This window comes from Vibrio gigantis (genome assembly GCF_024347515.1).
Taxonomy (GTDB): domain Bacteria; phylum Pseudomonadota; class Gammaproteobacteria; order Enterobacterales; family Vibrionaceae; genus Vibrio; species Vibrio gigantis.
The window spans coordinates 806,880-821,493 of the sequence record NZ_AP025492.1 but is presented as its reverse complement, the minus strand read 5'-3'; the positions used below and the strand labels follow the sequence as shown (position 1 = coordinate 821,493).

13 protein-coding genes are annotated in these 14,614 nt (G+C 45.0%); 11 read left to right on the top strand and 2 right to left on the bottom strand.

Annotated elements, in window-relative coordinates:
- Window positions 1-45 precede the first annotated feature (45 nt).
- The 4 genes from OCV56_RS03650 to lnt all read left to right on the top strand — a co-directional run bounded on the left by OCV56_RS03650 (window position 46) and on the right by lnt (window position 4,190).
- On the top strand, window positions 46-1,167 hold the full coding sequence (locus OCV56_RS03650) for a PhoH family protein (RefSeq protein ID WP_086716289.1): 1,122 nt from the start codon (window positions 46-48) through the stop codon (window positions 1,165-1,167).
- Window positions 1,168-1,629, top strand: a complete 462-nt coding sequence (gene ybeY, locus OCV56_RS03645; RefSeq protein ID WP_086716288.1) for an rRNA maturation RNase YbeY — start codon at window positions 1,168-1,170, stop codon at window positions 1,627-1,629.
- A gap of 120 nt (window positions 1,630-1,749) precedes the next feature.
- Window positions 1,750-2,640 (top strand): CNNM family magnesium/cobalt transport protein CorC, encoded by an 891-nt coding sequence (gene corC / locus OCV56_RS03640; RefSeq protein WP_012603382.1) that lies wholly within the window; start codon window positions 1,750-1,752, stop codon window positions 2,638-2,640.
- Between the two features lie 32 nt (window positions 2,641-2,672).
- A complete protein-coding gene (gene lnt / locus OCV56_RS03635; RefSeq protein ID WP_086716286.1) occupies window positions 2,673-4,190 on the top strand; it encodes an apolipoprotein N-acyltransferase in 1,518 nt (505 codons plus the stop codon).
- Between the two features lie 49 nt (window positions 4,191-4,239).
- On the opposite strand, the gene OCV56_RS03630 is transcribed toward lnt, so the two are convergent.
- Window positions 4,240-5,411 (bottom strand): IS3 family transposase gene (locus tag OCV56_RS03630; protein ID WP_261901412.1). Its coding sequence is split into 2 segments (ribosomal slippage): window positions 4,240-5,129 and window positions 5,129-5,411, totalling 1,173 coding nucleotides; the frame shifts between segments, so codons are not numbered across the junction.
- A gap of 139 nt (window positions 5,412-5,550) precedes the next feature.
- Complete coding sequence (locus OCV56_RS03625; protein ID WP_050619919.1) at window positions 5,551-6,021, bottom strand: zinc ribbon-containing protein; 471 nt, start codon at window positions 6,019-6,021, stop codon at window positions 5,551-5,553.
- A 266-nt stretch (window positions 6,022-6,287) separates the two neighbouring features.
- Between OCV56_RS03625 and leuS the strand changes: the two genes are divergently transcribed.
- The 7 genes from leuS (at window position 6,288) to rodA (ending at window position 14,611) form a co-directional block, all read left to right on the top strand.
- A complete protein-coding gene (gene leuS, locus OCV56_RS03620; RefSeq protein ID WP_086715939.1) occupies window positions 6,288-8,864 on the top strand; it encodes a leucine--tRNA ligase in 2,577 nt (858 codons plus the stop codon).
- 179 nt (window positions 8,865-9,043) lie between these two features.
- Complete coding sequence (locus OCV56_RS03615) at window positions 9,044-9,697, top strand: LPS-assembly lipoprotein LptE (protein ID WP_086715942.1); 654 nt, start codon at window positions 9,044-9,046, stop codon at window positions 9,695-9,697.
- Between the two features lie 12 nt (window positions 9,698-9,709).
- Window positions 9,710-10,735 carry a DNA polymerase III subunit delta gene (gene holA, locus OCV56_RS03610; protein WP_086715944.1) on the top strand — a complete coding sequence of 342 codons (1,026 nt, stop codon included), beginning with the start codon at window positions 9,710-9,712 and terminating at the stop codon, window positions 10,733-10,735.
- Window positions 10,736-10,799: 64 nt separating this feature from the next.
- Window positions 10,800-11,117 carry a ribosome silencing factor gene (gene rsfS, locus OCV56_RS03605; protein ID WP_004735247.1) on the top strand — a complete coding sequence of 106 codons (318 nt, stop codon included), beginning with the start codon at window positions 10,800-10,802 and terminating at the stop codon, window positions 11,115-11,117.
- Between the two features lie 3 nt (window positions 11,118-11,120).
- Entirely contained in the window at window positions 11,121-11,591 is a 471-nt protein-coding gene (rlmH, locus tag OCV56_RS03600; protein WP_017068506.1) for a 23S rRNA (pseudouridine(1915)-N(3))-methyltransferase RlmH, read from the top strand.
- A 6-nt stretch (window positions 11,592-11,597) separates the two neighbouring features.
- Window positions 11,598-13,490 carry a penicillin-binding protein 2 gene (gene mrdA / locus OCV56_RS03595; RefSeq protein ID WP_086715946.1) on the top strand — a complete coding sequence of 631 codons (1,893 nt, stop codon included), beginning with the start codon at window positions 11,598-11,600 and terminating at the stop codon, window positions 13,488-13,490.
- Window positions 13,490-14,611 carry a rod shape-determining protein RodA gene (gene rodA, locus OCV56_RS03590; RefSeq protein WP_086715948.1) on the top strand — a complete coding sequence of 374 codons (1,122 nt, stop codon included), beginning with the start codon at window positions 13,490-13,492 and terminating at the stop codon, window positions 14,609-14,611. The genes mrdA and rodA overlap by 1 nt, the downstream gene beginning before the upstream one ends.
- Window positions 14,612-14,614: the final 3 nt, after the last annotated feature.

Genomic DNA, 14,614 nt, shown 5'->3' with positions numbered 1-14,614 from the left:
TCTTTTTTTTAATTAAGAGTGAGTGGCACAAAATGAGAGGCTAATTTGAGCAATAAAATCGTTACCTTAGAGATAAATCTAGAGCCAGCAGACAATAAGCGCTTGGCAAGTTTATGCGGACCATTTGACGACAACATCAAACACCTTGAGCGTCGTCTGGGCGTTGAGATTAATTACCGTAGCAACTTTTTCACGATTGTCGGTAAGCCTCACACGACAGCCGCAGCTTTAGACATCATCAAACACCTCTATGTTGAAACGGCTCCAGTTAAAGGCAACATAATCGATATCGAACCAGAGCAAGTGCATCTGGCGGTCACCGAATCTGGCATTTTGGTGCAACACGTCGAGTCTGAAATCGACTACGGCAAAGAAGTGACCATTAAGACTAAAAAAGGTGTCATCAAACCTCGTACGCCAAACCAAGCACAATACCTAATGAACATGGTCACTCATGACATCACTTTTGGTATTGGGCCAGCTGGTACAGGTAAAACATATTTGGCCGTTGCTGCAGCAGTTGATGCACTTGAACGCCAAGAGGTTCGCCGAATCCTACTGACTCGTCCTGCTGTTGAAGCCGGTGAGAAGCTTGGTTTCCTGCCGGGTGATTTAAGCCAAAAAGTAGACCCATATTTGCGTCCACTTTACGATGCACTGTTTGAGATGCTTGGCTTTGAGCGAGTCGAGAAGCTGATTGAGCGTAATGTGATTGAAGTTGCGCCATTGGCGTATATGCGTGGCCGTACGTTGAATGATGCGTTTATCATTCTTGATGAGAGCCAAAACACCACGGTAGAACAGATGAAGATGTTCTTAACCCGTATTGGTTTTAACTCACGCGCTGTGATCACAGGCGATATCACGCAAATCGATTTACCTCGTGGTGCAAAATCAGGTCTGCGTCATGCGACAGAAGTTCTCAGTGAAGTAGATGACATTAGCTTCAATTTCTTCATGTCTGAAGACGTGGTTCGTCACCCTGTAGTTGCTCGTATCGTCAACGCCTACGAGAAATGGGAAGCGAAAGACCAGAAAGAGCGCAAAGAGTTTGAAAAGCGTAAACGTGAAGAGCGCGAAGCCAAACTTCTTGAGGCTCAGCAGGCAGTTACGACACAATTAGCAACACAAAATAGTTCTGTAATTGCAGAACAAGGTGATAAATAGATGTCTATTGAACTAGACCTGCAATTAGCGGTCGAAAATGAGCAAGGTCTTCCAACTGAGCAAGACATTCAGATTTGGTTGGACAAGACAATTCCTCAGTTTCAAGAGAACGCTGAGTTGACGGTTCGTATCGTTGATATACAAGAAAGCCACCAGCTCAATCATGAATATCGTGGCAAAGACAAGCCAACTAACGTGTTGTCTTTTCCATTCGAGGCTCCTCCAGGGATCGAGTTAGATCTACTGGGCGACCTCATTATCTGCCGCCAAGTTGTCGAAAAAGAAGCAGAAGAGCAAAATAAGCCTCTGCTAGCACACTGGGCTCATATGGTTGTACATGGCAGTCTGCATCTGCTAGGTTATGATCATATCGAAGATGATGAAGCTGAAGAGATGGAGTCACTCGAGACAGAAATCATGCAATCTATGGGGTTTGAAGACCCTTATATTCTAGAAAAGTAAACTGATTCTAGTAAAGTAGGTTGCAGAGAAACAATAACTCATCGAACCTGTGATTTTCGCAGGAATCTGAGTTGTAACGTGTGCTATCACACTTCTGATAGCGTTATTTTTTGAGAAATCATGAACGAAGGTAACCCCCCCACTTCTGAGGGAAGTAAAAAATCTGAAGGTCCGAGTAGAAAGTCCTTCTTTGAACGCCTAGGCCAACTATTTCAAGGTGAAGTAAAAGATCGCCAAGAGCTCGTAGATGTAATCCGCGACTCAGAAATTAATGACCTAATTGACCACGACACACGCGACATGCTCGAGGGTGTTATGGAAATTTCAGAGATGCGAGTACGCGATATCATGCTGCCTCGCTCTCAAATGGTTACAGTTGAACGCACCGATGATTTAGATACATTGATTGCGCTTATTACTGATGCTCAACACTCTCGCTACCCAGTGATCAGTGAAGATAAAGACCATGTTGAAGGCATTCTATTAGCGAAGGACCTACTTAAGTATTTGGGTTCAGAAAGTGCCCCATTTGATATCGAACAAGTGATTCGCCCTGTCGTGGTTGTTCCTGAAAGTAAGCGAGTAGATCGCCTGCTTAAGGAGTTCCAAGAAGAGCGTTACCACATGTCTATCGTTGTCGATGAATTTGGCGGAGTTTCTGGCCTAGTAACCATTGAAGATATCCTCGAAGAAATCGTTGGTGAAATTGAAGACGAGTTCGACGATGAAGAAGAGCTAGATATTCGTAAGCTGAGTAAGCATACCTTCTCTGTAAAAGCTTTAACCACTATTGAAGAGTTCAACGATACGTTTAACACTGCCTTTAGTGACGATGAAGTGGATACAGTAGGTGGTATGGTGATGACAGCACTCGGTCACCTGCCTGTTCGTGGCGAGATTGTAGAAATCGAAAACTACCATTTCAAAATAACATCAGCAGATAACCGTCGTGTGATTCAGCTACAGGTAACCATTCCTGACGAACAGCCTCTTCCGACTATCGAAGAATAACAACTTCTCTCTAAAGAGATGACAGAAATTAGATGACTAAGACTTTTATTCATCGCCTATTACGGCCGCTTGCGGCCGTTTTTGTTGGCGCTATAACAACCCTTTCATTCGCTCCATACTCAATATGGCCTCTTGCTATTCTCAGCCCAGCTTTGTTGCTGTTATTGATCCACAACCGCTCTCCTAAAAGCGCACTTTGGATTGGTTACGCATGGGGTTTAGGCCAATTCACAACAGGGATCAGTTGGGTATACGTCAGTATTGATGGCTTTGGTGGAATGCCACTGGCAGCCAACTTATTCTTGATGGCACTACTTGTGGGCTATCTAGCGGTTTACTCTGGGCTTTTTACCTGGAGCTTGAACAAGTTCTTCCCTGCTAATAACCTCAGCCGATTTTTCCTCGCAGCGCCTGCATTGTGGTTAATCAGTGACTGGTTACGTGGTTGGGTAATGACGGGCTTCCCGTGGTTGTGGCTAGGTTACAGCCAAATTGACTCCCCATTAGGATCATTTGCACCGATTGGTGGTGTAGAGTTGATAACTCTGGCGATCGTTGTTTCAGCGTCTGCACTCGCTTATACGATCATCAACAAAGCATGGAGTGTCGCGGTCATTCCTGCTGTTGTATTTAGCACTGGTTTTGGTCTTCGTAATGTCGATTGGGTAACCCCAAACCCTGAAAAAACAACGTCAGTGGTATTGATTCAAGGCAACATCGACCAAGACAGCAAATGGCTGCCTAGTCATCGTTGGCCAACCATGATGAAGTACACCGATCTAAGCCGAGAAAACTGGGATGCTGATATCATCATCTGGCCTGAAGCCGCTATTCCTGCGTTTGAGGTAGAGATACCTTCTTTCCTGCGTAACTTAGACAGTGCAGCCAAGATGAACAACAGCTCCATCATCACAGGTGTACTCAATCAGTCTGAAGATAAGAAATACTATAACAGTGTTCTTTCTCTCGGAGTGAACCCATATGGCGAGTACAGCTACGATCCAGACGAACGCTACCATAAACACCACCTATTGCCATTTGGTGAATTTGTTCCGTTTGAAAATATCTTGCGCCCATTAGCACCTTTCTTTAATTTGCCGATGTCATCATTCAGCCGTGGCGACTTTGTACAACCAAACATCGTGGCAAATGGTCGTCATCTAGCGCCTGCGTTGTGCTACGAGATCATCTTCAATGATCAAGTTAGACAAAACGTAACCGATGAAACTGACTTTATCCTCACGCTCTCGAACGATGCGTGGTTTGGTCGTTCTATTGGGCCATTGCAACATATGGAAATCGCACAAATGCGTGCTCTGGAGCTTGGTAAGCCGCTGATTCGCTCTACCAACAATGGTGTGACGGCTGTTACCGATTACAAAGGTAACATCATCAAGCAAGTGCCTCAGTTTGAAACGGCCGTGTTAAAAGCTGAACTCATTTCAACTGATGGTCAAACGCCTTATCACACAGTAGGTACTTGGCCACTGTATATTTGGGCAATGTTCAGCTTGGTGATTAGCTGGGTACTAAGAAGGCCAAAGAGCTAGATTCGAGATTCGAGATTTGATATGGCCCCTAAAAAGTAGACACAGGGGTTTAGTTGATTAGTTCAAAGTCCATGGGACTCACTCCACCTAGAGTCCCATGTCTTCTTACTGGATTATAATAGGTATCGATATAAATTCGACTCTGCATCGTCATTTCTTGTCGTGAAAGCTGATCTAATTTGTTCATCCACTCTTTCTTATATTGCGCAAAGAAGCTTTCGGAACAAGCGTTATCCCAACAGTTTCCTTTTCTCGACATGCTGACTTTAATCTTTCGTTTACGGTGCCAACGGATCGTCTCCAACGCTCGATACTGTATACCTTGATCGGAGTGAAACAAAAGCTCATGACCTAAGGGCTGCCTTTGTTCCCAAGCCTTATTCAGGCTTCTTAGCACTAACTTTGCGTTATTAATGCGACTTGTCGACCAACCAATCACTTTGCGTGAAAACAAATCTAAGACAACGCACAGGTATTGCCAACCATCAGTACAGCGCACCTGAGTTATATCTGACACCCAAACTCGATCGGGTTTATCCACCTTAAATTGACGGGCAAGAATGTTATAGGCAGGTATAAGTGTATTTTGTCTTGGCGCTCGTCCATATCGCTTCTTACTCACGCAAGAGCGATAGCCCATATTCTGTAGAAGCCTCTGTACTCGCTTTTTATTACAAATAAAGCCGTTAGCGACTGCTGCTTCCCAAAGCTTTCGATAACCAGGAATACAGTGCTGAGCTTTGCTTTCTCTCCTCAAGTAGTTACTTAAGGACTCATTTTCTGTCTCTCGTTTCGAGGGTTGTCTCGTGAGCCACTTGTAGTAACCCGCTGTAGAAACGTCTAACCATCGACATAACCGAATAACAGGAAGCTTCACACAGGTTTTCTTTAGAATGTACTCGAACCTTATTCTTTTTGGCTGTCGAAGAAAGCCTTCGCTTCCTTTAAGAAATCATTCTCCAGCTCCGCCATCTCTAGTTTCTTCTTCAATTGACGGTTCTCTCTTTCCAATTGAGCAACGGATTTCTCGGGGCCTTGATTAGGTATTGGGAGGGAATTAATCTTCTTCGACGTCATTTGAGATCTCCATTTCGAAAGTAGCACCGGCGATATTCCTAAGGATAGTGCTACTGACTTAACGGTGTCAGAAGAATCGAGAGATCGCTGAACAGCTTCTCGTTTAAATTCGTCTGTATATTGTCTTTGTGATTTTACTTTCATGACACTCAATGCTCTGTATTAAGTGTCTACTTTTATGGGGTCACATCAGATTCGACGAAAGGTGATCAGAGGGTTGACTGATTGGGTCAACCCTTTTTATTACTGCGGTTTAACGTTGATAGCGCTATGGTTAAGGATATTACGGCTTAAGAGCTTTGCGGCTAAACCCTTTAGAGCCACATTTAATGCATGGGATGATATTAGTTGGGTGGTTATATTCAGTTTGATGACCACACTCATCACAGACAAGCGTACCCAACCCAATCACTTCCCCGGCTTGATATAAGCCTTGGTGTTCTAGATCTTGAAACAGCTCGACCCACTCCACTTTAGTGCGATCGGTAATATCTAGAAGCCCTTGCCAAATAGAGTCTGTAATCATCAAATAGAATGGACCGCTTTTACTTTCTTCATAGCTTTCAGAAAACTCTTTTAAGTCCGATTTCACGTAGGCTGAGATCAATGAAAGCTCATCTTTAGTCATATCATTAGCTGCTTTCGCAAACTTGCCCGAGGTTTCGATTTTGTTGTTGAGCTCTTCAGGACTATGCTTCAGTGTTTCAATCACCTCTTCTACGACTTCTTCATAGAGCGCTTTTTTCTTCGGCATAAACGACCTCCTTAAGATAACCAACCTTTATCCGAATGAACTGGCACACAGTTGAATGACCAGCCCCTAACAAACAAATGCAATTCATACCCTTAAGTATAGCTGTCCTTAGTAATTCGGTTGAATTTACGCAATCAACCACGCTGCAACTGCAAGTATGAAGGGTATAACTATTGTTGTACTCAGCTCCTTTAGGTATTCTATGACGATCTGTAAGATTCTGTTCTAACCGAACTCACAAATTCCAAGATAACCGGATACCATCGATGCAAGAACAATATAACCCGCAAGAGATTGAACAAAAGGTTCAACAACACTGGGATAACAGCGAAACTTTCGTTGTAAGTGAAGACCCAAACAAAGAAAAGTTCTACTGTCTTTCTATGTTCCCTTACCCAAGTGGCCGACTGCACATGGGTCACGTGCGTAACTACACCATCGGTGATGTGGTATCTCGTTTCCAACGTCTGCAAGGCAAAAACGTAATGCAACCAATCGGTTGGGATGCATTCGGCCTACCAGCAGAAAACGCGGCTGTAAAAAACAACACAGCGCCTGCACCATGGACTTACGAAAACATTGAGTACATGAAAAACCAGCTTAAGCTTCTTGGCTTTGGTTACGACTGGAACCGTGAATTCGCGACGTGTACTCCAGAGTACTACCGTTGGGAACAAGAGTTCTTCACTAAGCTTTACGAGAAAGGCCTAGTGTACAAGAAGACCTCTTCTGTTAACTGGTGTCCAAACGACCAAACTGTACTAGCAAACGAGCAAGTAGAAGACGGTTGCTGCTGGCGTTGTGACACTCCAGTAGAACAAAAGAAGATTCCACAGTGGTTCATTAAGATTACTGAGTACGCTCAAGAGCTGCTAGACGACCTAGACAACCTTGAAGGTTGGCCTGAAATGGTTAAGACCATGCAGCGCAACTGGATTGGCCGCTCAGAAGGTGTTGAGTTATCTTTCGCTGTTAACGGCGAAGAAGCACCACTAGAAGTGTACACGACTCGTCCTGATACACTAATGGGTGTTTCTTACGTTGGTATCGCTGCAGGTCACCCTCTTGCAGAGAAAGCTTCTCAAAACAACCCAGAGCTTGCTGCATTCGTTGAAGAGTGTCGTAACACTAAAGTTGCTGAAGCTGAATTAGCAACGATGGAAAAGAAAGGTATGGATACAGGCCTAACGGCTATCCACCCTCTTAACGGTCGTGTTGTTCCTGTATACGTAGCAAACTTCGTACTTATGGATTACGGCACAGGTGCGGTAATGGCGGTTCCTGCTCACGATCAACGTGACTACGAGTTCGCAACTAAGTACGGCATCGATATCATCCCAGTAATCAAGCCTGAAGACGGTTCTGAGTTAGATGTATCTGAAGCAGCTTACACTGAGAAAGGTGTACTGTTCGACTCTGGTGAGTTCGACGGTCTTGCTTTCCAAGAAGCATTCGACGCAATTGCTGCGAAGCTAGAAGCTGAAGGCAAAGGTAAGAAAACAGTAAACTTCCGTCTACGTGACTGGGGTGTATCTCGTCAACGTTACTGGGGTGCGCCAATCCCAATGGTAACAACTGAAGATGGTGAAGTTCACCCAGTACCAGCAGACCAACTGCCTGTTATTCTTCCAGAAGACGTAGTTATGGATGGCGTAACGAGCCCAATCAAGGCTGACAAGTCTTGGGCTGAGACAACATTCAACGGTGAACCTGCTCTACGTGAGACAGACACATTCGATACGTTTATGGAATCTTCTTGGTACTACGCACGTTACTGTTCACCACAAGCTGACGACATCCTAGATCCAGAGAAAGCAAACTACTGGCTACCAGTTGACCAATACGTTGGTGGTATCGAGCACGCATGTATGCACTTGCTTTACTCTCGTTTCTTCCACAAGCTTCTACGTGATGCTGGTTATGTGACGTCTGACGAACCGTTCAAGCAGCTTCTATGTCAAGGCATGGTTTTGGCTGACGCGTTCTATCACGAAAACGAAAAAGGCACTAAAGAGTGGATCGCACCGACTGACGTAACGGTTGAGCGTGACGGTAAAGGTCGCATTGAATCAGCAGTTGATAGCGAAGGTCGCAATGTTGAACACTCTGGCATGATCAAAATGTCTAAGTCTAAAAACAACGGCATCGACCCACAAGAGATGGTAGATAAGTACGGCGCTGATACTGTACGTCTATTCATGATGTTTGCGTCACCTGCAGACATGACGCTTGAGTGGCAAGAGTCTGGCGTTGAAGGCGCAAACCGCTTCCTTAAGCGTGTTTGGAAATTGGTTCACGCTCACTCTTCTAAAGGTGCAGCTGAATCTGTTGACGCTTCTGCTCTATCTGGCGACCAAAAAGCACTTCGTCGTGATATCCATAAGACTATCGCGAAAGTAACGGACGATATCGGCCGTCGCCAAACGTTCAACACAGCTATCGCTGCAATCATGGAACTGATGAACAAGTTGGCGAAAGCACCTCAAGAATCTGTACAAGATCGTGCAATCCTTGATGAAGCACTAAAAGCGGTAGTACGCATGCTTTACCCAATGACTCCACACATCTCTTACGAAATGTGGATTGCTCTTGGCGAATCAAACGTAGACTCAGCAACATGGCCAACGTTTGACGAGAAAGCACTGGTTGAAGACGAGAAGACTATCGTTGTGATGATCAACGGTAAGCTACGTGCGAAACTAACGGTTGCTGCAGACGCGACAGAAGAGCAAGTTCGTGAGCTTGGTCTGAACGATGAGAACGCTAAGAAGTTCCTAGATGGCTTAACTATCCGTAAAGTTATCTTTGTACCAGGTAAGCTTCTAAACATCGTGGCTAACTAATTTCGTTCGCACAGTACAATTGCTAAAGAATTAACGAACTTAATTCATCAAAAGCAGTCTGTAGACAGGGTAGCTAATTGCCCTGTCTACTTATTTAAGCGCTTTAGACTCGAGCCTAAAAACTCAAACGAACTAAAGCCTTTAAATAAGTATTCTACCTTCATGAGAGCCATCAAATAATGCGCCTGATTTCACTATCTTCATTGAAAGTTACTGTTGTTGTTTTAACCGTTAGCCTGTTAAGTGCGTGTGGTTTCCACCTGCGTGGTGATTACTCCGTACCAGAAGAACTCAACAAGATCTCCGTAACCAGTTACGACCAATACAGTACGTTTACACGTATGATGAAAGGTCAACTGCGTATGAATGATGTAGAAATTGTGCCGCCGGCTGAGAATACTCCTAACCTGCATATTATTAGTGAGAGTGTTAGTGAGCGAACTCTGTCTCTGTACCAAAACACTCGTGCAGCAGAGAAAGAACTGACATTTCGTGCTTCATATCGCGTAACGATCCCAGACCTAGGCTCAAAGACATTCTCAACTAGCGTAACCCGCAGTTACCTAGACAACCCACTGACAGCACTTGCGAAGTCGGTTGAACGAGACATGATTGAAGATGAGATGCGCAAGTTGGCAACAAGCCAAATCTTACGTCAGATGGCTCGACTAAAAGCCAATATTGCCGCTGGTAGCATGAATCTAGAGTCATTAGAAAACGTTCAAGTTAAAGAGCTTGAAAAGCAATACAACATCAAGAATGTTGAAATTGACGACGTTGAGATTGTACCGGCTTCAGAAGAGCAACCAACACTTAGCGAATCGGCTGAGTAATAGGTTTATTTGATGCGTATTTTTGCTGACCGCTTATCAGAGCAACTTGCTAAACAGTTGAGTAATGTTTACCTCATTTTTGGTAACGAGCCTCTACTGTTGCAAGAGAGCCGAGAAGCGATTCAAAAGGCTGCAAAGCAGCAAGGCTTTGAAGAACGTCACCGCTTTGCGATTGATAGCAGTCTGGACTGGAATCAAGTCTACGACTGCACTCAAGCACTGAGCCTATTCTCTAGCCGTCAAGTCATCGAGCTGGAGCTGCCAGAGTCAGGCGTCAATGCCGCAATAGCAAAAGAGCTACTCGCAATCTCCGAGCATATCCACAGCGATATCTTGTTGATCTTAGTGGGTACTAAATTAACTAAAGCTCAAGAAAACGCTAAGTGGTTTAAGGCTCTCTCGAATCAAGGACACTGGGTCAGTTGCTTAACGCCAGATGTCAGTCGATTACCTCAATTTGTCCAAGCTCGCTGCCGTCAAATAGGTTTAACGCCAGATCCTGAGGCGATTCAAATGTTGGCACAATGGCACGAAGGCAACCTTTTTGCATTGACTCAGAGCCTAGAGAAACTGGCGCTACAATACCCGGATGGAAAGCTCACTTTAGTGCGCTTAGAAGAATCGCTGAGTCGCCATAACCACTTTACGCCGTTCCACTGGAGTGACGCCTTACTGGCGGGTAAAGGGAATCGAGCGCAGCGAATTTTAAGACAATTGGAAGCTGAGGGTGTTGAGCCTGTTATTTTACTGCGTAGCGTGCAGCGAGAACTCGCCTTACTGCTGCAAATGCAGCAACAAATGAAACAGTTCCCGATTGGTCAGGTCTTCGAGAAACACCGCATCTGGCAATCAAAAAAGCCTCTTTATAACGCCGCGCTAACAAGAGTTTCGATTTCTCAATTACACTCTTTGTTCGCGTTGCTCACTCAAGCTGAATTGATGACAAAAACTCAATATGAGCAGTCGCCTTGGCCACTAATTCATCAGTTAAGCGTAGAGTTTTGTATCCCTTCAGCTTCAATACCATTCCACGCATAAAAGCGTGGTATATTCTAGGGTCAACAGCCCCTAAAAAGCTAAATTCAGATTAAAGGAACACCCCGTGTTACGTGAAGAACTTAAAGATTTTCTTGCAGACAAAGCCGACGACATGAAAGCAGAATCGATTGTGACTATCGATGTAGAAGGCAAATCAAGCGTTACTGATTACATGATTGTTTGTACTGGTACCTCTAAGCGCCATGTTGCTTCTATTGCACAGCACGTTGCTGATGAAGTGCGTAAAGCAGGTATGCAGCCACTAGGCATGGACGGCCAGCAAGAAGGTGAATGGGTTGTTCTAGATATGGGCACAAGCATGCTTCATGTTATGCAAGAAGAACATCGTGAACTGTACCAGCTAGAAAAACTTTGGGGATAAGCTTTGAAGATCCAGTTAATCGCAGTTGGCACAAAAATGCCAAAGTGGGTTGAAGAAGGGTTTCAAGAATACAAACGTCGCTTCCCTCACGATATGCCGTTAGAGCTCATTGAAATTACTGCAGGAAAGCGCGGTAAAAATGCCGATATTGCACGTATTCTTCAGAAAGAAGGTGAAGCGATGCTGGCAGCGGTGCCAAAAGGCAACCGAATTGTCACGCTCGATATCCCAGGAAGAAAATGGGATACACCACAACTGGCTGAGCAATTGGAAAGCTGGAAGTTGGATGGACGTGATGTTTCTATCCTAATTGGCGGGCCTGAAGGATTAGCACCTGCATGTAAAGCGGCTGCGGACCAAAGTTGGTCTCTGTCTGCGCTTACTCTCCCTCACCCATTAGTACGCGTTATCATGGCTGAAAGCTTGTATCGAGCTTGGAGCATCACTGCTAACCACCCTTATCATCGAGAATAAGCGTTAATGTTACGTAAACGTAGCCAAATCCGTGATTACAAAGCAGAAGCACGACTATTTACTAGTCGTGCTTTTGTTGCGTTTGCGGGGATCATAGTTATGATGTCGATGTTGGTTGTTAACCTGTACAACATTCAGGTCAATCAATACCAAGACTATAAAACTCGTTCTAACGACAACCGTATCAAGGTCGTTCCAATCGCACCCAACCGTGGTTTGATTTACGATCGCAACGGCGTGCTTCTTGCCGAAAACCGCCCGGTTTTCAATCTAGAAATCATACCCGAAAAAATCAAAGATATGGATGACACGCTTGCCCGTCTACAAGCGCTAATCGAGATCCCACCAGAACGTATCGAACGTTTTAATCGTGATCGCCGTAATTCACGACGCTTCAAGTCAGTGCCTATTCTCAATCAGCTTACCGAAGAACAGGTTGCAGTTTTCTCTGTAAACCAACATAAGTTCCCAGGTGTTGAAGTTACAGGTACGTTAAAACGTTTCTACCCTTATGGTGATGTACTGACTCATGTGATTGGCTACGTATCGCGCATCAACGACCGTGATATGCAGCGCCTAGCAAGAGAAGAGAAAGACGCCAATTACCAAGCTACTCGCGACATAGGTAAGCTTGGCATTGAGCGCTACTACGAAGACATGTTGCACGGTACCGCTGGCTATCAAGAAGTCGAAGTCAACAGTCGTGGACGAGTGATCCGTACGCTTAAGTTTGTGCCTTCGGTTCCGGGTAAAGATATCGTGCTCAATTTGGATATCAAACTACAACTATATGTACATAAGTTACTTGATGGCCGCCGTGGTTCAGCCATCGTTCTCGACCCAAAAGACAATGGCGTGTTAGCCATGGTCTCAAGCCCGAGCTATGACCCGAATGCGTTCGTACATGGCATTTCGTCTAAAGGTTATAACGCCCTGCTTCAAGATAAAGACCGCCCTTTGGTTAACCGTGCAACGCTAGGTATTTATCCACCAGCATCGACGATCAAACCCTTCATTGCTGTTGCAGCTCTGCAAGAAGGTGTGATTACACCGAATACAACGCGTAATGACCCAGGTTATTGGAAGATCCCTAATTCAAAAACAAGACCATTCCGTGACTGGTTACGTTGGGGACACGGTGTCGTTGATATAGAGAAAGCGATTGAAGAGTCAGTAGATACCTTCTTTTACCAAATTGCTTATGACCTTGGTATTGATCGCATATCCAAATGGATGATGATGTTTGGATTTGGCGACTACACGGGTATCGATATTTATGAAGAAAGCAAAGCCAATATGCCAACTCGTGATTGGAAGATGGCAAGGCACCGCGTACCTTGGTACCAAGGTGACACCATCCCAGTGGGCATTGGTCAAGGCTACTGGACTGCAACACCAATGCAGATCGCAAAAGCCACATCAGTCTTGGTGAATGAAGGCGAAGTAACGGCACCTCACCTGCTGCGTGCAACCATTGATAACGGCCGCCCATTCGACGAACAAGTCATGTCGGACATTGAAACTTATCCACCGCTAACCGGGGTGAAGAAGAAATATTGGAATATCGCGCAAGAAGGTATGAGGCTAGCTAACCACGGTAAGAAAGGCACCGCAAGACGTTCATTCCAGAAGATGTCTTACCAAACCGCTGGTAAATCTGGTACCGCACAGGTATTCGGCTTGAAAGAAGATGAAGAGTACAACGCAGATGAAATCGCAGAGCACTTACGCGATCACGCCCTCTTTACCGGTTACGCGCCTTTTGAAGACCCTGAAGCCGTCGTAACTATCGTTCTAGAGAACGCAGGTGGTGGTTCTTCTAACGGCGGTCCAGTAGTAAGAAGAATTTTGGACCATATTATCCTTGCAGAAGATTATCAAAGTGAGCCAATTAAATAATGAAACTTGATCCTTCAACTGGACGAAATAGAGCCCTATTTGAAAGGCTGCATATCGACCTGCCGCTATTGCTTGGCATTCTGGTTTTAATGGGCTTTGCCCTACTGATCATGTATAGCGCAAGCGGCCAAAGCCTTGCGATGATGGATCGCCAGGCAATGCGTATGGCACTGTCTTTGGGTGTAATGATCTTCTTAGCTCAAATATCACCACGAACCTACGAAACTTTAGCCCCCGTGCTATTCGCTGGTGGCGTCATTCTACTGCTAGGCGTACTCTTCTTTGGTGAAGCATCTAAGGGTGCACAGCGTTGGCTTAACTTCGGCTTTGTTCGATTCCAACCCTCAGAGCTGTTAAAACTGGCAGTGCCTTTGATGCTGGCACGGTTTATTGGTAAGCGTTCACTACCACCGACATTCCAAACATTAGCCATCTCGCTAGTGATGGTGTTTGTACCGACGATTCTAATCGCAAAACAACCCGACCTAGGTACGTCTATCCTTATCGCCGCATCAGGTATCTTCGTGATATTCCTAGCGGGTATCAGTTGGAAAATAATTGCCAGTGCTGCAATAGCCCTCGGGGCGTTTATTCCAATTTTGTGGTTCTTCTTGATGCGTGAATATCAAAAAGTACGTGTAAGAACCCTTTTTGATCCTGAATCAGATCCATTAGGTGCGGGCTACCACATCATTCAAAGTAAGATTGCGATAGGTTCTGGTGGTATATCCGGAAAAGGCTGGCTGCAAGGTACTCAGTCTCAACTAGAATTCATCCCAGAGCGCCATACCGATTTCATTTTTGCAGTAATTGCCGAAGAGTGGGGCATGATAGGCATTCTATTTTTGCTTGCTATCTACCTGTTTATTATTGGACGTGGCTTAGTGCTTGCGAGCCAAGCTCAAACCGCATTCGGTCGAATGATGGGCGGCAGTATCGTGCTGAGCTTCTTCGTTTATATTTTTGTAAATATTGGCATGGTAAGTGGCATTTTACCTGTGGTTGGTGTTCCTCTTCCTTTAGTCAGCTATGGCGGTACTTCAATGGTTACCCTTATGGCAGGTTTTGGTATTTTAATGTCGATCCATACACACAGAAAAGCATTCTCAAAGGCGACCTAATCG